The 20,892-nt window shown below is 41.8% G+C and carries 12 protein-coding genes; 2 read left to right on the top strand and 10 right to left on the bottom strand.

Going from position 1 to position 20,892, the window contains the following annotated elements; translation table 11 throughout:
- A partial coding sequence (locus tag AX660_RS08505; RefSeq protein ID WP_157884331.1) for a zinc-dependent alcohol dehydrogenase occupies positions 1-565 on the bottom strand: 565 nt, incomplete at its 3' end.
- Between the two features lie 11 nt (positions 566-576).
- On the bottom strand, positions 577-1,680 hold the full coding sequence (locus tag AX660_RS08500; protein ID WP_068375580.1) for a mandelate racemase/muconate lactonizing enzyme family protein: 1,104 nt from the start codon (positions 1,678-1,680) through the stop codon (positions 577-579).
- Between the two features lie 358 nt (positions 1,681-2,038).
- Between AX660_RS08500 and AX660_RS08495 the strand changes: the two genes are divergently transcribed.
- Positions 2,039-4,372: an agarase gene (locus AX660_RS08495; RefSeq protein ID WP_068375578.1), complete on the top strand. Its 2,334-nt coding sequence runs from the start codon at positions 2,039-2,041 to the stop codon at positions 4,370-4,372.
- A 351-nt stretch (positions 4,373-4,723) separates the two neighbouring features.
- On the top strand, positions 4,724-5,338 hold the full coding sequence (locus AX660_RS08490) for a GntR family transcriptional regulator (protein ID WP_068375576.1): 615 nt from the start codon (positions 4,724-4,726) through the stop codon (positions 5,336-5,338).
- A gap of 130 nt (positions 5,339-5,468) precedes the next feature.
- Here the strand turns inward: AX660_RS08490 and AX660_RS08485 are convergent, their stop codons facing one another.
- The 8 genes from AX660_RS08485 to AX660_RS23700 all read right to left on the bottom strand — a co-directional run bounded on the left by AX660_RS08485 (position 5,469) and on the right by AX660_RS23700 (position 20,881).
- Positions 5,469-6,044: a PEP-CTERM sorting domain-containing protein gene (locus tag AX660_RS08485; protein ID WP_068375574.1), complete on the bottom strand. Its 576-nt coding sequence runs from the start codon at positions 6,042-6,044 to the stop codon at positions 5,469-5,471.
- A gap of 23 nt (positions 6,045-6,067) precedes the next feature.
- On the bottom strand, positions 6,068-11,014 hold the full coding sequence (locus AX660_RS08480) for an Ig-like domain-containing protein (RefSeq protein WP_068375572.1): 4,947 nt from the start codon (positions 11,012-11,014) through the stop codon (positions 6,068-6,070).
- Between the two features lie 553 nt (positions 11,015-11,567).
- Positions 11,568-12,350 carry an IclR family transcriptional regulator gene (locus tag AX660_RS08475; RefSeq protein WP_068375570.1) on the bottom strand — a complete coding sequence of 261 codons (783 nt, stop codon included), beginning with the start codon at positions 12,348-12,350 and terminating at the stop codon, positions 11,568-11,570.
- A 313-nt stretch (positions 12,351-12,663) separates the two neighbouring features.
- Positions 12,664-14,139, bottom strand: coding sequence for a tryptophan 7-halogenase (locus AX660_RS08470; protein WP_068375568.1), 1,476 nt, complete (start codon positions 14,137-14,139; stop codon positions 12,664-12,666).
- Between the two features lie 3 nt (positions 14,140-14,142).
- Positions 14,143-15,648 (bottom strand): tryptophan halogenase family protein, encoded by a 1,506-nt coding sequence (locus AX660_RS08465; RefSeq protein WP_068375567.1) that lies wholly within the window; start codon positions 15,646-15,648, stop codon positions 14,143-14,145.
- A gap of 106 nt (positions 15,649-15,754) precedes the next feature.
- Positions 15,755-19,030, bottom strand: a complete 3,276-nt coding sequence (locus AX660_RS08460; protein WP_068375565.1) for a TonB-dependent receptor — start codon at positions 19,028-19,030, stop codon at positions 15,755-15,757.
- Between the two features lie 281 nt (positions 19,031-19,311).
- The gene (locus AX660_RS08455; protein ID WP_162266410.1) at positions 19,312-20,547 is read right to left on the bottom strand and encodes an SGNH/GDSL hydrolase family protein; all 1,236 of its coding nucleotides are present in this window, start codon (positions 20,545-20,547) and stop codon (positions 19,312-19,314) included.
- A 181-nt stretch (positions 20,548-20,728) separates the two neighbouring features.
- Positions 20,729-20,881 (bottom strand): helix-turn-helix domain-containing protein, encoded by a 153-nt coding sequence (locus AX660_RS23700; RefSeq protein ID WP_407669385.1) that lies wholly within the window; start codon positions 20,879-20,881, stop codon positions 20,729-20,731.
- Between the last annotated feature and the right edge of the window lie 11 nt (positions 20,882-20,892).

The raw sequence follows: 20,892 nt of genomic DNA, 5'->3' as shown, positions 1-20,892 counted from the left end.
AGACTTCCGCGCCAACACTCTTAGCCACAGCCGCCACTAATTGACCAATAGGGCCACCGCCCAGTACCACAACTTTTTCACCGGCTTTTAAGCGCGAGCGACGCACGTCATGACAAGCAACAGACAAAGGCTCAATTAAGGCACCTTGTTTTAAATCAACACCGGCAGGCAATTTGTGCAAAGTACGGGCTTTTACTGTCCAGCTAGATTGAAAAGCCCCTGGGGTATCAATGCCCATGAATTTTAAATTTTGGCAAATGTGGGTATGGCCCGCATTACAGGTAGGGCAATCACCACACCAATCAAGTGGACGTACTACCACTTTCTCGCCTATGGTAAAACCTGTTACACCCTCGCCTATTTCTGCTACTACACCAGAAATTTCATGGCCAATGGTTTGTGGAATAGAAACCCGTTGATCCATTACACCGTGGTAAATGTGCATATCAGTACCGCATATGCCCACATAACCTACGTTTAGACGAACTTCTCCCGCTTTAGGTGCAATAGCGTAACCTTCAACTACTTTAAACGACTTATTACCAATATATTGTGCAGCTTGCATAATGTTTTACCTTAAAAATGTTTAACTAAATGAGGGGCTAATAATGCATCATCAAAAATCACGCCTGTACCTGGCATGTCGGGCGCTACGGCTAAGCCCTTGTCGAGTTTGATGGGATGTGTTGTGTAGTGATCGATGGGAAACGAATGCACTTCTAAATAACCAGCATGAGCTTGTGAGGCTAATAACGACACATGTAACTCGTGCATGCCGTGGCTGCACAAGGGCAAATTGTGTTGTTTGGCTAATGCTGCGACCTGCAAAAATCCAGTAATACCACCGATATTCGAGGCATCAGGTTGCACAAAACCTAATTTAGATTGGGCAAAGGCATATTCAAATTCGTGGATGGTGTGTAGATTTTCGCCCATGGCCAAGGGAATATTAATGGCATCGGCAATGTCTGCGTACCCCAAATAATCATCCGGAATAGTAGGCTCTTCAAACCACGTAATATTGCAATGTTCGATGGCCTTAGCAAAGCGGATTGAATCTTTTACCGACATGGAATAATTGGCATCCACCATAAAGATTCGCTCAGGGCCGATTAAAGATCTAACCGCTTCCACGCGGTGCACATCTTCTAAATAATCATCTTTACCCACTTTAATTTTGACTGCGTTAAAACCACGATCCAAATAAGCTTGAATGTTAGCTAGTAACTTGGCCTCAGAGAAATTCAGGTCAATGCCACCGGCATAACACTTGGTTTTATTACTGGCGCCACCCGCCATTTTCCACAAGGGCAAATCAGCGCGTTTGCATTTAATATCCCACAAGGCAATATCAACCGCAGAAATGGCAAAACTCAATAAACCACCACGACCTACATAATGGTATTCCCATTGCAATTTGTGCCAAATGCCATCAATGTCGGAGGCGTCTTTACCCATTAACAGAGGACGCATTTCATCATGTAATAAAGAACAAATGGCGCGGCCACCTTTACCACCGGTATAAGTATACCCAACCCCTTGCATGCCATCTGCGCAAGTCACGCGACACAACATGAGTTCAAAATGGGTATGATCACCATGTTTAGCATCAGACAACACTTCTGCCAAAGGCACTTTGAAATACTCGACATCTATCGCCGTTATTTTATTCTTATTCATTAATGAAAGATCCAACAAATATTAAACAACTACAATTTATTGTTAACAATCTACATCAATACAATATTACTTGTAAAGCTAAATAATGAAGAAGAATTAAATCCTTGGTTATTTTTGCCATTCATGTCAGGGCAAAAACGCGCAATAAGCTAAATGCACTCAGTGCTGTTAAAAATGCCTCACTGTTGATATTGCAGCAGTGTTTCACTGCCCAGCCTCTTCTTTAACTTAAGTTCAAACAATAAATAGCAGTGCTTTCAACACATACCTATTTTGTTAACAATTTAATGTTGACTTGTGAATTAGATGTTGTAGTTTTTATATAGCGCCACAACACACTAGGACTAAGGTAAAAATCATGACTTTTAATAAGATGTTCAAAAAAAGTGCAATAGCGCTATTGCTATCCTTGGGGGCATGTAGCGCAGATAAACAGGCCAATCTTGCTAATACTCCCCTAGCTAAGGATGACAATGTATTGCAGCTTCTAGAGAATTTTGACGGCGAGCAACCTGCTCTCGCCTTTAGCTTGAACGGAGTTGAAAGCCAGATTAAAACCCATGTTGGATCCACTAATAATGCACTGGCACTGAGTTTTAACCCGCAAGAGCAACAAGCCAAAATTAGTTTTAAACCGGCCCAAGCATGGGACTGGTCGAGTTATAAAGAAATCAACTTTGCCTTTGATGCCAGTAATCCAGGTACAGAATCAATCCAGTTGTATATCTCGATTGCCAACGAAGCAGGGGAAGTTAGCCACCAGAGTATCAATATCGCGGCCGGTGAACAGGGTACCTATTATTTGCTGCTAGATGGCGAGGCTCTTGATACGGATATGGGCTTTAAAAAATCTGGCATGCCAGCGTGGCAAAGCACCGACGAAATGGCATTTTTTCGCTATGGCTCTCCTAAAATTGACTTACATAAAGTGTCTGAAATTGGCCTGTATATCAAAGGTAATCTGAGCGAAAAAAGCTTAGAGCTGGATAACTTGCGCTTACGGGCGAATCCTAGTTATGACATATCCTACCGCCAAGCTTACGTTGACCGCTTTGGTCAAAATGACAAAATGGAATTTCCAATCAAGATCCATTCAGAAGCAGAGCTTAAACAAGAGGCTGATAAAGAACTGGCACAATTAAATCAATCTGGATTAATGCCAGATCGCTCACGTTTTGGTGGTTGGAAAGACGGTCCACGCTCTAAAGCAACAGGCTATTTTCGTACTGAAAAAGTTAATGGCAAGTGGTGGATGGTTGATCCCGATGGTTATTTGTTTTTCTCCCACGGTTTAGCCAATGTGCGTATGGCTAACCTAACAACATTAACTGGAGTGGATTTTAAAGATGACTCTGTGCGTTATATAGATCCCGAAGCCGTCACACCTGAAGATTCAATGGGCATAGTGCAAGTTTCCGACGAAGTCAGAAAAAGCCGTTATATTGCCTCTGACGTTAGGCACGACATGTTTACCTGGTTACCTGACTATAAGGACGAGTTAGCCGAACATTATAGCTACCGTCGCTCGGTCTTGTTTGGCCCGGTAAGTTCGGGCGAAACCTACAGTTTTTATCGCGCTAATCTTGAACGTCGTTATGGTCAACAAGCTCCCGAGTCTTATGTTAAAAAGTGGGAAGAAGTCACCTTAGCGCGTTTTCAAGATTGGGGATTTACTTCCATGGGTAACTGGGTTGACCCCGCTTTTTATACTAATGAAAAAGTGCCCTACTTCGCTAATGGTTGGATCATTGGTGACTACAAAACCTTGGCCTCAAAACATGACGTATGGGCTCCTATGCCTGACGCCTTTGATCCTGAATTTGTACGTCGCGCCCAGATCACTATCGATACCATCGCCAATGAGGTACACAATTCCCCTTGGTGTGTAGGTGTGTTTGTGGACAACGAAAAAAGTTGGGGTTTAAGAGAAGGCAGTGTTGAACACCGTTATGGACTGATTTTGGACGCTATGGCAAAAAATGCGCAACAAAGTCCAGCCAAGGCCGCCTTTACCAAACAACTGCAAAGTAAATATCAAACTATTGCAGCACTTAACCAAGCCTGGCAAACCCAGTTTGCTTCTTGGCAGACTTTGGCGAATGGTGTGAGTTTATCTGACTTTCCACAGGCCATGATCAGTGATCTCTCTCACATGTTAGAAATGTTATCCGAACAATATTTCAAAGTGGTGCACGATGCTTTGGCAAAGGCCATGCCGCAACATTTGTACATGGGAGCGCGTATGGCAAACTGGGGCATGCCCGAAGAAACCATCAAAGCCTCGGTTAAATATTCTGACGTCCTGAGTTTTAATATTTACGAAGAAGGTATACAACCCAAAGCTTGGGCTTTTCTACAAGACATCGACTTGCCAACCGTCATTGGTGAGTACCACATAGGTGCATCAAGAGAAACCGGGCTTTATCATCCAGGTCTAGTACAGGCTGATGGCCAAGCCGACAGAGCCCAGATGTATTTGGACTACATGCAAAGCGTATTGGCCTCTCCTAACATGGTAGGTGCACACTGGTTTCAATATGTAGACTCCCCCATTTCAGGTCGTGCCTTTGATGGCGAAAACTACAACGTGGGTTTTGTCTCTACCACGGATATTCCCTATCCAGAGATGGTTGAGGCCGCCAAAAAGTTTAATGCCACTGTCTATCCACGCAGATACAACGACAATAAATAGTCCTTAGCCCTTATTTTTAGTTGCTTTGACCAAAAGAGCGCAATCTAATAGTGATTGCGCTCTTTTTTATCCCCCTTATCCCCTCTGTTTTGCCAACAAACACTTAGGCATTTATGGACTTAGCGTTAATAATTAAACCAAGCAATCTCGTACATATTGTTAACAAAAATACAGCGAAGTATTAAAATACTGTTTAAAAATACCACTTACAGAGCCTAAGTCTGTAATTTCACTCGTTTTCTGCTGTTTTTTGTAAACAATAAAATATAAATCAAAAAATATCTAAAACCATTGTATTTACCGTCCCGCTTCACTTATGATTCGCAAATGTATGACATTAAAGGAAAATTTATGAGCGGTAACAGACCAACCAAAATTCTGTCAGTAAAGGATCAAATTGCTGAACAAATGCGCTCAGACATCATTTCTGGCGATTTAGCGCCTAATACAAAGTTAAATGAAAAAGAACTGGCGGAAAGATTTGGTTTATCACGGGGTCCCATAAGAGACGTGATATTACAGTTAACTAAAGAAGGTTTACTGGTATCCAAAAATAACGTCGGCGCCTCGGTAAATAGCGTATTAGATCCCAGTTTGCAAAAACTGATGATAAGCCTACGACGCAATATTGAAGTTTTTGCCATTGAGCATTTAAAAGATAAATTGACTGAAAAAGACTTTGTTGCCTTAGAAAAAATACTGGCTGATTTGCAAAGTGCGTTTGAAAGAGAAGACTTTACGGAAGTCACAAAAATCGATATTTCATTTCATAACTATTTGATTCATAAAGCCGGTGGTGATGATCTGGTCAATATTTGGTATCCCTTTGTAATGCGCATGCGCCTCAATTACAAAAGAATTACCTCTGGAGTGGAATGTGTGAACGAACACGTTGCCATCCTTAACGCCTTACGCTCTGGTGATACCGCCACCGCCGTAAAAGGGCTAAAGGCCAATATCCGCTAACTGCCTTGCGTCTACCTCTTTGTAGGCGATTAATCCTACTAGCCAGCAGATATCCTTGATTACAATAAAAAGCCAGCATTTAAGCTGGCTTCTTTTTAAGCTCGGTCTAACACCTATTTGAGCATCTCCATCACTGTTTTCTGCGACCAACAAACATTAATGCAGACAACATAAACAACGCTAGGCTGCTTGGCTCTGGCACACTGGTGGCACTTGCTTGCACCGGTGAACTGGTATCCACATCCAATGGTGTATCAAGACCAGTATTAAGGTCAAATAAACCTGCAACCTGATTTACTAAGCTAAAGTCAGTGTTACCACTGTCTATAGCCAATAAATCAAAACTGGCCAACAAGAACTTATTGTCAGCGTCGAGATTTAAATCGCTAAAGGCAAAAAAGTCTAAAAATGACAGTGATAAACCATAAAACTGCTCTGTTACCTCAAGGCCAGTCAAAAAGCCGTCAAATGCGGGTAGTTCGCTTTGTAAACTAGCTGCTTGATAGCTAAACAGACTGATGTCATATTCAAACTCAGTGTAGAGCGAATCAAAATCTGTAAAGTTAGACGCCCATAGACTGACACTTAAGGTATCACCTACGGCTACGTTATTAGCACTTAGCTCAATATCAATTAAGCCTGCGTTAGCTTGCATACTTAATGTTGCACTTAAAACTAAGGCCATACTGGCGATAAATTTTTTCATTGTTATTTCCTATTTATATTTAATTAAATTGCGCAACGAGCGCGTGTACACATCGTCATCAAAACTCGGGTATCAAGCACGTTAACCACGCCGTCTTTATTGAAATCAAAACTGATATCAATAGCTTGGCGTTTTTGAATGGCTAAGGTCATGGCGCGAATGTCATCAGCATCCACATCACCGTCTTCGTCCCAATCACCCGCAACTGCTTCTTCGGCAAAGATCAATTGGGTAAAGGTAAATGAATCACCAAACCACATCCATGCTCGTTTAGAGCTGGTTGCTTGTACCCGAATGGTATGTGTACCGGCGGTAATGTAGGTGCCTTCAGTTAATTCAAAGGTTTCGAAGATTGCTTGTGACGTGGTGTAAATCGGCGTTTCTTGCACAAAATTACCGTCCACAAACAAACTTGCATTGGCTAATAACTCAGCGCCAGATGCCAACATTTCGATGCGGTAAAAATCAGAGGTTGGGAAATTAATAACATAATCAACCCAGTCTGTGGTTTGCACACTATCGATTACTGTGTGTCTATCAGTTGGAATGCCACGTTCGCCAATAATGACACCTGCTGGCGAAAAGTCGCCGCCAGTTGCGTCAAAGGCTTCAGCTTCGATGGTAAATGCTGCGCCATCGGTTGCGTCGCCTGGATTGACTGGGTCTACTGGATCCACAGGGGCAGCCACAATATTGATCGGGAATACACCCGGAATACTGTAATCAGTGCCATCCGTTGAATTAAACACGGCATACAAGTAATAGAAATTACCGTTTGGCAAATCGGCTGTTGGTGTTACATCGGCCAAAGAAAGCGTAGCACTGGCTGTGCCTTCAGTTTGGGCAATGGCACTTGCATCATAGGCAACAACATCTTTGACTATGGTGCTCCAATCGCTGGTCATTTCACGCAGTAAAAACTTAATACCACCATGTTGGTTGGTAACGGTTTGATCACCACCAGCATGATAATTGGCACTCACGCTGATACTGCTGCCTACTTCATAGGTGGCATTACGATATTTATTGTCATCATCCAAAGCGAAAGAAGCATCGACTGGGTCTACCGGATCAACGGGATCTGTGGATTCAGCCACGATATTAATCGGGAAGACACCTGGGATCTTATAGTCTGTGCCGTCTGATGAATTAAATATTGCAAACAAGAAGTAGAAATTGCCGTTAGGTAAATCAGCTGTTGGTGTTAAACCTACTAGCGATAGCGTGGCACTTGCGCTACCCGATTCTTGACCAATTGCGCTGGCATCAAAAGCTAAGACATCATTGACGACCTGACTCCAATCACTTGTCATTTCACGTAGGAAGAATTTAACGCCACCTTGGTTTAAGGTAACTTTTTGGCCTGTACCTGCATGGTAATTAGCACTGACAACAATATTGCCACCCACTTGATATGTGGTATTACGGTACTTGCTAGCATCATCCAATACTAATGAGGCAGCAACCGGATCGACTGGATCAGTGGGGTCTGTTGGATCAGTAGGATCACTAGGCCCATCAGGATCAGTTGGCGGTGTTAAGGCGCTTAATAAAACAAAACGCATTTTATCCGCATTCCATTGCCACTTGGCTTCAGCACCTACACTTTCAATGCGAATGGTATGTAAACCTTCACTAGGTACTAATAAGCTATTAGTCACTACCGTACTTTGCATAACATCCCAATCACCCGTGGTAGGCAGTTCAGCCGTGCCAGCAGATTGGCCATTGATGTAAACTGTGACGCCATTACTTGGTGCTGTTGGAGTACCCGCATCTAAAATTAGACGATAGACACCTTCTTGCGCAAAGTTAACACTGTATTCAGCCCAATCACCACTTTGGTTATTATTGATGCCTGTGGCACTGACCGAGAAACCACCGTAAGGACCACCGGTATTGCTCAGAGTTTCAGCTTCAACCACAAAGCCGGTATCCGTAATTCCACCTTCATTAAGCACACTGACAATAATACTTGCGGTTAGGCCTCCATCAGCAGCAGTAGCTGTAATAGTAGTAGTACCTGCGGAGACACCTGTTACCAAACCTGAGGAATTAACACTCGCAATATTAGTGTTAGCAGAGCGCCAAGTTACGGCAAGATTAGTGGCATTACTTGGGGTAAAACTTAGGGGCACTTGATAACTACCGGGTAATACAATCACACCAGTTGAAGGTACATCAAGGTCAGTTAGAGATTGGCTAACAACGCTAATATTTACCGAGTCACTCGCACCACCATCCACGGCTGAAGCAGTAATAGTCGTGTTGCCATCACTTAACGCCGTGACTAAACCACCACTACTTACTGTTGCCACAGCTGGGTTAGACGAAACCCAATTTAGCTTTTTGTTGGTCGCATTGAAGGGTTCCGTACTCACATTAAGTTGCAATGTTTCGTTAACCGCTAAATTTGCATCAGCATTACTAATATCCACTGAACTTAATTGAATAGTGACCACAGTCACTTGATGCTCTGCAACATAGGACCCATCAAGGGTAGTCCCTCTGATAGTTGCAGTACCGCTGCCAGTCCCCGTCACTAAACCATTTTGATCAACCGCAGCTATAGCTACATTTGAGGTCGTCCACTTCACTGCTTTGTTACCCGCCGTTAATGGCAATACATCAGCAGTTAAGGCTATCGACTCTTTAATGTTGACCGAGCTTGCACCTGTTATTGATAAAGAGCTAACTGCATCACAAGGAGCACACACATTGGCATTAGTACGTGTTGCAGCTTTACTCATATCCCACACAGATATACTCACCGCAGTGAAGGCTTGGGCTAAATTAATCCTAGCTTCAATGGTGTTATCTTCTTGCAAGTACTCAAGGGGAATAGGAATTTCGATTAAGTTAAGTGCAACGCCATTGGCATCAACTTCTGGCCCCATAAAGTCTAAATGTTCCGTCGGAACACCTGCAGTATTTGGGTTGACTTCTCTAGGTACATTTAAGGTATGACCGTTGATCGTAAAGTTGTTTAAATCAGCGCGTACATTAGAGGCATGGAAGGGGTACATTTTTGCAGCAATACGTAAGGTTGCTTCACCCTGCACTGGCACATTTACGCCGTTAACATGAGCCGTTACCGCATTAGCATGCACACGATGCACTTGACCTTTTGCCGCCTGACCTTTACCTGCGCCAGACAAACTTTCGCTGTAGTATTTATCTTCCTTAGATAGCTCACTGATTTGAATATCATCGTTGTATTCGATATCCAACACTATGGTTGAACCAGGCTGTAAAGTGACTGATTCAGGTAGTTTATCCAGTACCGCTTGGGCTAAAACACCGCGGCCTAAATTTACTGGGCTTAAACCTTCGGCTAAATAGGAGTGTTTCATCTTAACGCTATTAACGCTATTGCTATTGGCCCCAAGGAAAGCAAGGTCAACGGGAATATCGTACCATTCAAGGTTGTTAAGAATTAAGTAAGTGTGGTTACCGTCAACATAGGCATCTACCTGAATATCGGGATCACTTGAGTGAGTATCAACACGGGTTCCTTTTACATCTGCCCACAGTTCATACCATTGAATTTTATCGGTGACGTACCACTGGGCTTCTTCCGAGAAAAATGCGGGTGATTTTGGCTCGTCAGTTTGCAATAACGACGGCTCATAACGTACTACTGTGCCATCTGCCGTCACACCTGCGCCCCACGTCGCTTTTACCGGTGCAAAGGGCATAGACTTCACAATTTGTGACGGACGGGTTAATAACTGCATAAACATTTGGTTAAAAGTACGCACATGTAACCAATCAGCATAACGATAATCATTGCTTAAAAAAGCAACGTTAGAATGTTGTGCAGTTATGGCGCCGTACTCAGAAATAACCCAAGGTTTAAGGTTTTCTTTACCATTTACTTGAGCGTCATACCATTCCACCATGTCTAGTACGGCTTCGGTTGTCATGCCACGACGAAAAGTACCATTTTTAGGATTGTCACCCATAGGCACCCAGTCGTATAAATGGATGGAGTAAAAATCCATGTTGTCACCGGCGGCATCCATAAAACCTTTCCACAGGTAATCCCATTGGTAAAAGTCGTTTTTACGCACGTCCCAATGCACAGATTCGGTAACATCTTGTAAAAAGTCTTCTAACTCGCCTGCTTCATAAGCATAACGACTACGTACAGCGTTTTGTTGAGTGGCAAAACGCTCTGATAAATCTGGTTTATCTAAGTCATGCAAACCCCATGTCATGCCACCAACCAGCGGACGTTGACCTTCAGGCAAGCGGCTACGTAATTCGTTGGCTACAAGATTATGATATTCAAATATTTGTTCAAAACTTGACATTACAAAGGTACGGCCAACGTTAACATCCATATCGGGCTCGTTAATAACTTCCCAATACTTTGGCATTAACACGCCACTGGACTCACCGTCTTTACGGAAAAATTGGTCGAAGTATTCCCCTACCCACTCAGCTCCATCTTCAATATGTCTTAAGATATATTTACCCGCTTCATCATCTTTACCGGCTAAATCATTTGGCCAATAAGACTGAGTTGGGAAAGGCCCATGAGGCGTGATACCCATAATCATTTCGCTACTTCTTGACTCGTAAGCGCGCAATGATTCCGGCAGATTGTCGTACATGTTGTCTTTGTGCCACTGACCAAAATTGGCCATGTCATTAAGATCAGGCTTACCTAAATTAACAGGATCTTGAGCGGTCGCTTTAAAAATCCATGAGGCCATACCATTATCGCGACCAAAATATACGTCTAGGTCATTCATCAGGTAATTCATCACATCCTCTTCACCCTTCCAATCGCCTTCGGTTAGGTTTGAGTGAACAGTAATGTGTTTTTCCCGATTAAAATCAGACACCCCTTTTACTTCATGCTTGATATCAAGGTTGATATCAACCTTCACCGACGCAGCGTTTACCGAGTTAACGCATAAGCCAAGTGACGTAGCAATAGCTAAACTTAATAATTTTCTCATATGCTCCCCTTGTTGATGTGAGCTAAGCCACATCTTCCTACTGTTGTCATTTATAAAAACCAACCTGATTTGGGTTGGTAATAGACGCAACAAACTCACAATTCACTTTTTATAATGGTCTTTGTTTAAGCTAAACATTTATTAAAAACCCAAAGTTAAACAGTGTGAGTTTGTTTTCTCAAGTTAATTATCATTCAATTAATTGTTAACAATTAACCAACAAGAGACGCAAATATATAACACTTCCCATCTAGATAGAATAATAAATAGTCAACTATTAAGTATTTATTGTTAACTATTTGTTTTTTAATCATTAATAAATTGAGTAGAACAAAGACGGTATTACCAGTGACTTAGTTAATATTTTTGATATCAATCAACGTAAAGAAAAATGGCAAAAATAGAGAATGACACGGTAACCGCGAGACTTTTTTTAGGCAAAAAACAGTTTAGGCAAGAACCTAAATAGAGAGCAGAATTTCTAGCTAGATTGCTGTTTCAAAGGACTTGGTAAGTACATTTATTGTGAACCTATCGCTTAATTATTTACCCTTTAGCAACCCAATTGAGCAGCAATGGTAAGGGCGGTGTCTTGGATATACTTTATCAGCTCAGCTTGGTCTATTTTTGTGCCTACACTGGTATTGAGAGTCGATACCGCTAAAGCCGCAATGACTTTGCCTTCAGGCTCCCCCACTAAGGCGGCAAAATCATAAACACCTTCAATAAATGGGTTTTGTTCAATCAAATAACCTTGGGATTTTATATCTTCAAGTCCACTAAACATGGCTTGTTGTTGCTGTGCGGTAAGTGAAGCATAGTCTTGGTCACGCTCAAGGATCATGGCGCGTACCGCATCATTACTATTGGCTAACAGTATTTTGCCCGGCGTTGAACTGCGGGTCGGAAATAATGCCCCCTCGGTTATATTGATCGATACTGGACTTTGGCTCCTCGCCTGAATGATCACCATAGTTTGACTTTGATAAAGCATACTTAAGTGACAGGATTGGCCTATCTTAACCGCCAAATCTTCCATATAAGGCAAGGCACATTGACGCATTTGGTCGATGGGTGAAATGCTGCGAGACAAATTATACAGTTTGAACGACAGACGATAACGCCCAGAAAGTTCATCTCTGAGTAAATACCCTCGCGCTTCTAGCCCCACTAATACCCGATAGATTTCGTTAGCGCTACGGCCCAGACCAAGTGCAATTTCTGCTTGTGAGCGGGGTAATTCCTGACTGACTAAGTATTCAATAATATCCAAGCCTTTATCTAAGGCAGGTACTGCATATTTGTTGGCATTTTTATTGTTATCTTTTTCGTTCAAGCCATTTCACTCCTAATCTTTATTAACCCTTGTTCGCTCAACACGATATAGCAACGAGCAATAGAGTACCAATATTTACCCTTCATCACGCGCGGCGTCCGCTTGAAACTGCACGTTTGTTGGCTGCCCTCATTCGCCACATTCCGCAACCGCGTTGCACTTAATAAACTAAGCTCATGGGATCTCACTCATTTACCGCCGTGCAAATTCCAATAATTTTGGGTATATATAACGAAGTTCCTACAAACTTTTGCTCACATAAATAATGTATTGCCGTATTATCTGACGTAGCATTTAACCGCATGAATTATTTTTATTTAATCAAGTCCGCAGTGTCATTGGCTACTTTTTTTAATAAGTGCATAAATTTTAGTTTGAGATCTTCATCGGACACTTTGTCAATCATGGGGTGATGGTGTTCGGGGTGTAATCCATGACCATTAAACAATAATGTCCAACTTTCTTCTAAAAAGGTGTCGTATTCTCTGATGGATATATGGCCTAGTTGTTTGAATAGGGCGATTTTTTCTTGTAATTCTTGTGGGATCTCCACATTTCGACAAGCATCCCAAAATTGTTCTCCTTGTCGTCCGTTTAACAGATAGTGTGCAAGCTGGAAGTTAGATAAATTTTCAACATATGCTTTTAAGCGTCTGGCATAAATATCAGCTTCTAACTGACAACTTGTGCTGGTTGGAAATACGCCCCTAAGTTCGACTAAGCTTAATAACAATGGTTGTAAGTCCAAAGCATCATTTTGATCTAGTGTTGCCACTGCATTACCAACAGCTATACAGTTGCCAACCCAAGGTTTTTGCAGCATGCCACACATTATGGTGTCTTCGGGCAAATCGAGGAAACTCACGCCAAGTAGCCCTGATACTTCCGCTAATACCTCTGTTTTGTTAGTGTATTTGGAGGAATAACATATTTTCATTCCGGTGCGATTTTGCAATGGATATAACCCATACCAGCCGTTTGAAAATGCAGTCATCAAACTGAACGAGGGAGTAGGTTCAAATGCTTTAATACTGGTGGTAATGACCCGATCACACAGAAAAGTCTCAGACCAAGGGATAAAATTAGCCTTGTCTAATGGGTTGATAAGTACTCTTTGTGAGCCCGATGCATCAATGAACAGGTCTGCTCTAACTGTGCTGTCGTCAGCTAAAGTGATTGAACTAATCTTTTTATTGCCATCGCTACCTGCCTCTGTGTTAATCGCTTTTATGTTCGCTTGTCTATGTTTTACTCCCGCAATCAGAGTCGCGCGAGCTATAGCAGCAATGTAATGTTGTGCCGATAGGTTATAACCAAAATTGGGAGGATTTTTATGTGGAAGAAGATGTTTGTACAAGTCTATCGAAGGTAGTTTTGTTGCGTTTGCACCTAAACAAAACTCGTGCAGGGAAACATTTAAGCCTGCTTCCGTTGCTTTTAGCCAATATTGATAAAAATCGATACTATTGAAATTGATCCCTATTTTCTCATAGGCATGTTTAAAATCTTCCTTGTCTGGGTTCCAAAAGACAAATTTTTGCGCAAAAAAGTGCTGTGCTTTAGTGCTCTTTACTAAATTTTCTTCGTGTGCTCCCAATACTTTATGTAAGTTCTTTACGCTGGGAAGCACACTATAAAAATCATCTGCTGAGATACTTGACGGTATTTCTATTAGTTCTATTTCTACGTTCTGGTTTTCTTTATTTAATCCGGATTTTAAAAATAGCGCTGTAATCCATGCATCTGCATCTTTACCAACTATGGTGATTCTCTTTATAGATTCAGACATGAGTTACTCTTTTACTTTAGCGGGACAGTAGTTTTGCAGAAAAATGTTATGACGCGGTACTTTATAAACAGACTCTTCGATTTCTGCTGCAAATTCTTCGAGCTGTTTTTGTATTTCGAGCGCTGACATACCTCGGGTAAAGGGGTCAATCTCTTTTGGTCTGAGGCCTTGACCATGTAACACAGATAACCAACTACCGTGATTAAACAGCCCATATTTGTAAGTGTCGATATAGCCTCGCTGCTCAAAGAGGGTCATTTTTTCTTTTAAACTATCGGGCACAGACATATTCTGACAATATCGCCAAAGCTCAGAATCATTACGTTGATTTTGATGGTAATGAAGAATCAAAAAGTCTCGAATTCGATCGTATTCATTGTCAATGTTCCGATTGAATTCATTTGCAATCACTTCTTTATTATTCAAAGGAAACAATCGTAAAAAAGACGTTATTGCTGTTTGAATAAGATAAATACTAGTGGATTCTAAAGGCTCTAAAAAGCCACTCGCTAAACCGATGCCGACACAGTTTTTATTCCATGTTTTGGCATACCTGCCAGCTTTAAATTTTAATACTTTAGGATCTGAAAGTGGTTTTCCTTCAATATTGGTAAGCAAAGAATCCATTGCTGCTTGTTCGTTTATCATGTCGCTACAATACACATAACCATTTCCGGTTCGATGTTGCAGCGGGATTTTCCATTGCCAGCCGGCTTCCTTGGCCGTAGAGAGGGTATAGTTGGGAATGGTTTTTAGCTTTTCAGTAGGAGCCGCTATGGCTCGGTCGCATATAAGCCATTTCGACCAATCCTCGAATTCTGTTTGTAAATTATCACCTAGTAAAAGGGAACGAAAGCCAGAACAATCAATAAAAAAGTCACCAGAAATGACTTGGCCATCTTTCAGTGTCACACTTTTTATATCGCCAGATTGAACATGATTAGACACAGTTTGAATCATTCCTTCAATACGAGTTACCCCAAACTGCTCACTTATAGAACGTAAATACTGCGCATATAAAGTCGCGTCAAAATGATAAGCATAACTGTACGTGGACTTTATTTGGTTTGGATCTTGTGCAGGAAGTTCAAACTTGTTATTCAGACATAACTGAATAGCATAGGACAACTGTGGTAAAGACAAAAAGGCTGAATCTTGATTTGCCAGTGCCCATTGTTGGTAGATATTGTTACCTTTGGCTTTATTGCCGTACTGACCAAAGGGGTGAACATAAGAATTGCCAATGCTTCCCCAGTCGTCAAACTTAATGCCAAGCTTTACTGTAGCATTAGTTTTTTGCATCATATCTTGTTCGTCAATCCCAACAAATTTATTGAATTCTTGTAGCTGAGGTAACGTTGCTTCACCTACACCCACACTGCCGATTTGCTCGGACTCAATTAAGATAATCTGAAGTTGTTTTGCTGAATATAAATGGGAGGCGGCTGTGGCAAACATCCAACCAGCAGTACCACCCCCTACAATAACTAATTGATAAGGTTTATTCATAAGGTAAAAAAAGTAGCACTATACTTTCCATTGAAAGACTCCGTAGAAAAATTACGTAGAAAGCTCCCGTGGATAGATGTAGTGCCACTCATACAGTTCCTAAAAACTAAAAATTAACACGTAACGATGCGGTATAACGTGTATCACTTTGGTTGGTTGAATAGGGTAAACGTAAACCACCAGCAGAACTGTCAAACACTTGTTGTGTCAATACTACCTCAGCACCAGTCAGGTTTTGAATTGAAAAGTTCACTTCATATGTTTCGTTTATTGTGTACTTTGCTGACGCATCAAGTTGGCCATAATCATTCTGCCAAACCGGATAAGCGATACAACAATCAGAGTTAGTTATTAGGAATTCATCACGCCAGTTGTAAGCAAATCTAGCTTCAAATCCATCCAGTTGATACATCAAAGTCAGGTTATAGGACTTATTAGACAATCCTTCTAGAGTGGAGACTTCCAATGTATCAGGTGCTTGTCCGGCGTTGATATCACCATCATCTGAAGCACTGTTTACCCCGGTATTTTGCACCCCTTTATTTTTGATATAGGTATAGTTTGCTTGCACACCTAAACCACTAAATGGAGCAGGTAAAAAATCAAACCATTTAGTACCCTGAATTTCAAAACCGCTAAATTCGGCACCATCACCGTTAACTGGACCTTTAACCGCTACAGTTTTGGTTATGCCATTGTTGGTCATTTCTCGATTGTAGGTGCCCAATTGGATATAGTCATCAAACTCTTTGTGGAACACTGCTAACGAAACAGACGTAGCTTGTGAATAATATTCAAAGCTTAAATCCGCTTGTTTTGCTGTGATAGGTTTTAAGCCAGGATTAGATGCATTTGCTGAATAGATTAGATTGGCACCAATTACTTCACCATTGCTATCTTTTAACCAATTTGGATCATTTGGGTTGTTTGGATTTGGGGTGGAATTACTGACACCTATATAGTTGCGCAAACTACCTATATCAGGACGAGACATAGCTTTAGACAAAGCAAAACGTGTTACGAAGTTGTCAGTGACATCCATTTTTAAATTAAAGCTAGGTAGTACATGACTATATGATGCGCTGCCACTACCTTCAAATGATGCGCCATTGGCAAATGCAATATCGTCAGGATTGAGATAACAACCTAGCGTTTTATCGATTTCAAGTGGCGGGGCTTCAGGATCTGGACTAGTTCGAGGCTCACACTTACGTAGCGTTTCATTAATAAATGGATAGGCCTCACCACCACTACTGTAAGTATCTGTTTGAATATAACGTACTCCAATATTACCCGTTAATTGTTTATCGAATAAGGTAAAGTTGTCACCGCCAAAGTTCACTTGTATATAAGCAGCCGTGGTTTCCTCTGATACATCAATCATTTCTGCAGGTTTGAAACAAGTGCCAGGAATTTCATCTGAACGTTTTACTCCAATGTTTGAACAGATAGGCTCCCACTCACTACTAGGAATTCCAGTAACGCTGGCACCCATAGTATTTTTCCAGTTTTTCATGGCATTAACGTCAGGTATTACAAATAAGTTATTGCCGTCTGCGGTAGTAAAATCGCCGTATTTAGACTCCCACTCTTTAATTACGTATGTATCGGGGTATCCCATGAAATCGTATTCTTCATCATTGAATACACCACTGGTAGGCGCGCTGTCTAAGTTATAAAATGCGGCAGTGTGACTCCAAGTATTAACAACTGAAGCCCAGTTGTTGGCACGGTTAACTTGTTGAGATCGATCTGCGTAGCGGACTCCCACTTTCACTGTATCAATAAATTCGTTGTGGACATCAAATACCAAATCTGCTCTAGCAGCAAACTCAGTACCCTCACTGTCTTCGTACATATCCATAATGTTGTTTAAATAATAGCTATTGGGATTTGCATAAACGCCTTGTCCTGCATCGAGTAAATTGACGTTAGTTGGATCGTTGAATATGACTTTTATTTGTTCGCCGGTGAGATCGATATATCCGTCGGTATAAGAACTAAATCCAGCCGTCATACTGTAGTCATCATTGGTAGCGTCAATATGCTGAACATCAAAACTGGCATGGATATCATCGGCAATATGCCACTTTAAATTTAAACTAAAATCTTCAGTCACGGTTTTACTGTCGAAGAAGCCCGCACTAGTACCCATTCCAATCGCTTTTAGTTCTGGACTACATCCTGCCCAGGCATAACAGGCATTAATAAGGGGCTCACCGTTTGAGTTAGTCGAAAATAACGCTGTTTCACCGTCGGGATTACCAACCCAGCCCATACCTTGAACTAGTTGACCGGTTTGGAAAAAGCCACCTTCGTCAAACATCAATGGATCTGTACCTTCTGCAGGTACAACAATTGCGTTGGAGCCATCACCACCTGGTGTCGCTTCTAATTGTAAGCTTTTTTCAAAAAACGGGTTGCCTAATCCAACGGCAACACTGCTGCCAGATCTCTCTTGTTTTTTCTGGGAGCGGTTATATTGGAAAGTAGCTACAAACTCTCCCTCAAGATCTTGCCATTGTAAAGCTAGCGAAGTACCAAGACGCTCTCTTGCATAGAGGTCGTCAGAAGCATAAGCATTATCTGGTATATAATGAATTGAATCAGGATTGTCACCATAAACGCCACGATATTTGATAGCTCGACCAACACGGGATGACTGTGACGTTGCATCTATATCTGAATAAGCGATATTGGCCATAATACCGAACTCACCCATATCTGTATTAAAACGAGTTGTATAAATGCCGGATATTTCAGGTGTTGTTGAACCAGAGAGATCACTGTAGTTAGAACTAAGCGTCACTACTTTAACATCGTTTTCACTATCAAACGGTAAGCGTGTTTTTAAATTAATTAAGCCGGCAATACCACCTTCAATTAACTCGGCTGTTTGACTCTTATAAATGTCAATGCCGCCCATTAATTCAGGGGAAACATCGCCCCAACTTAAACCACGGCTTGAATTAGCACTAAAGCTGTCACGGCCATTAAATTCACTTCTTACATGCGAAAGTCCACGGACTAATACACCAGAAGGTTCAACTGAGAATGCTTGGGTATCGGTACGAGTACCAAAACGTTCCACTGTAATACCCGGTACACGTTGTAGTGCTTCAGCTACTGATTTATCGGGTAAACTTCCGATATCGGCAGCTGAAATGGAATCAATAACTGTGTCTGAATAGCGTTTTAAATGCTGAGCTGCGGTGATGTCGGAACGCATGCCTTTAACTTCGATTACTTCCGTTTCATCTTGTTCGGCTTGAGGTGACGCGTCATTTGTTTCTTGCCCAGCTGCTGTGGTACAAATTCCCATCATCGCCAGAGCTAATATTGATTTTCTAAATACAGGTGCTTTCTTTGTTTTTGTCGCCATTATGACTTGCCTCTTGTGTGTTAATTTCGTCACCTGCACCGCTAAATATTGGTACAAATAACAGTCCTAAATAACAATCTCCACTGACTCAAACTAGCTAGAGTGAACTGGAATCGTTTACATTTTTAAACCAATTGCATTGATGCGATGTACCTGAGCCATAAAGTGATTCCAGACTTAGCTAATTACAGGTATTGCTTGGCAAGCCTAATGAGCTTGTAGGCAAAGATTGCTGTTTGTGTGGAAAAACATTTGCTTTATTGCACATGCTTTTAAGTCGATTAAAAAGATGTTGTTGCATACCCAAACCTGTCCACAGCAGATTTATGGATGCTGTTGTTTCCTTCGCTTGATGCGCTCATACCAACAAATGGGGGGGCAGTGGCAGCAGCAAACTTTAGGTTTGTACTGCCACTGTTTTCATCCGGCCAGGACAAAATCGGTTTTATAGCTTTTACTAGTTGTGCCGCCATGGCTTCGTGAGCTTCGACTTTAGGGTGCCAATCGCAGCCCAATTGCGATTGGGGTGGATGCTCCACCTGAACAAAATGAACTTGAATATTACCCATATTCACTTGCTCTTGAGTAGCTCTTTGCAAGCGCTCTATAACCAGATTAGAAGAGCTATCTGCCAGTAAAAATAGTGGCAGTTGCCCATAAGCATTATTCACCTGACGGATCAGATCGTGAATACCCTGAATAAATGTCTCACTAGATGGAATGGGATCAGTGCTGTGGTCATTAGTCCCTAACTTAATGACAACAGCATCGGGTACCCAAGTAGTAAAATTCCACAGTAGATCCGAGCGAGTAGCCAAGGTGCGATTATAAAAAGTGGGCACAGGATCTGGGCTGGTGGTATTAATATCGCCGTAATTACGCACAGCACCCTTGCCCGATACGGCGATGGAATGACTTTGTGCTCCGAGAACTCGAGCGGAAATTGGCGCATAGGACAAAAAGCTATTTTCGTAAGGACGCAGATTACCAGCACAATCTAGTCCTGGACCTTCATTGCCATAACCTACAGTATAAGAATCGCCAATGAACTCGATTTTATGTATTGGCGGCGCAGGCAGTTCCAGCAGTTGCCCCCCATTGGGCAGATTGAACCCTAGAAATCGACCGACTCCAAAGTTAGAGCCGGTACGTTTGGTTAAAAGTACGTGATGGTCGCCCACAGGCAAGTTTAGCGCATAACGCTGTACACCATTTTTAGTTGAAAGCACCTGAGAAAGTTGGTTATCAATAAAGATGTTGTAATCGTTGTTGCCATCTTCAAGCTTTAATTCTACCAATGGGGCGTTGGTTCTGAATTCGATTTGTGTATTTGGCCAGTCGTAAACCGCTTCGTCGGCACTAAGAGAAACACGTCCAGTGTAACGAATTCGAACATCATTTGGCGCTATAGAAAGAGCCTCAGTAACAGCAGAAGAGCTCGAATTAACATTATTAGGCAGTGAGCTACTGGGATTGTTACTGCCGGCACCACAACCAAGCAGTCCAAATACAGCCATAACAACTATAGATATAGATGTTGCCATTGGCTTTTGAGCTTTTATAAACATAGATTTCACATTGCCTTGCTATTGTTGTTATCAAAAAGATAACAAATTCCAATGCTCAGCAAATTAATGCGAATAAATGTAAATGGCTTGTTAATGGTGCAGAATTACTGTCACTTTGCAGATTATTCAGCTATTTGTGCAGATTGTTCAGATTATCCATATTATTTTTATGCCCCTCACCTCGGTATTGGGAAGGAGAGCAACCAAACTCTTTGTTAAAAAGCCGGTTAAAGTAGGACAAGCTGCCATAACCGACAGCAAAAGCGGTTTCAGAAACGGGCATCTGTTTTTCAG

The sequence above is a fragment of the Paraglaciecola hydrolytica genome, assembly GCF_001565895.1.
Classification (GTDB): Bacteria; Pseudomonadota; Gammaproteobacteria; order Enterobacterales; family Alteromonadaceae; genus Paraglaciecola; species Paraglaciecola hydrolytica.
This window is presented reverse-complemented; position numbering and strand designations above follow the sequence as displayed.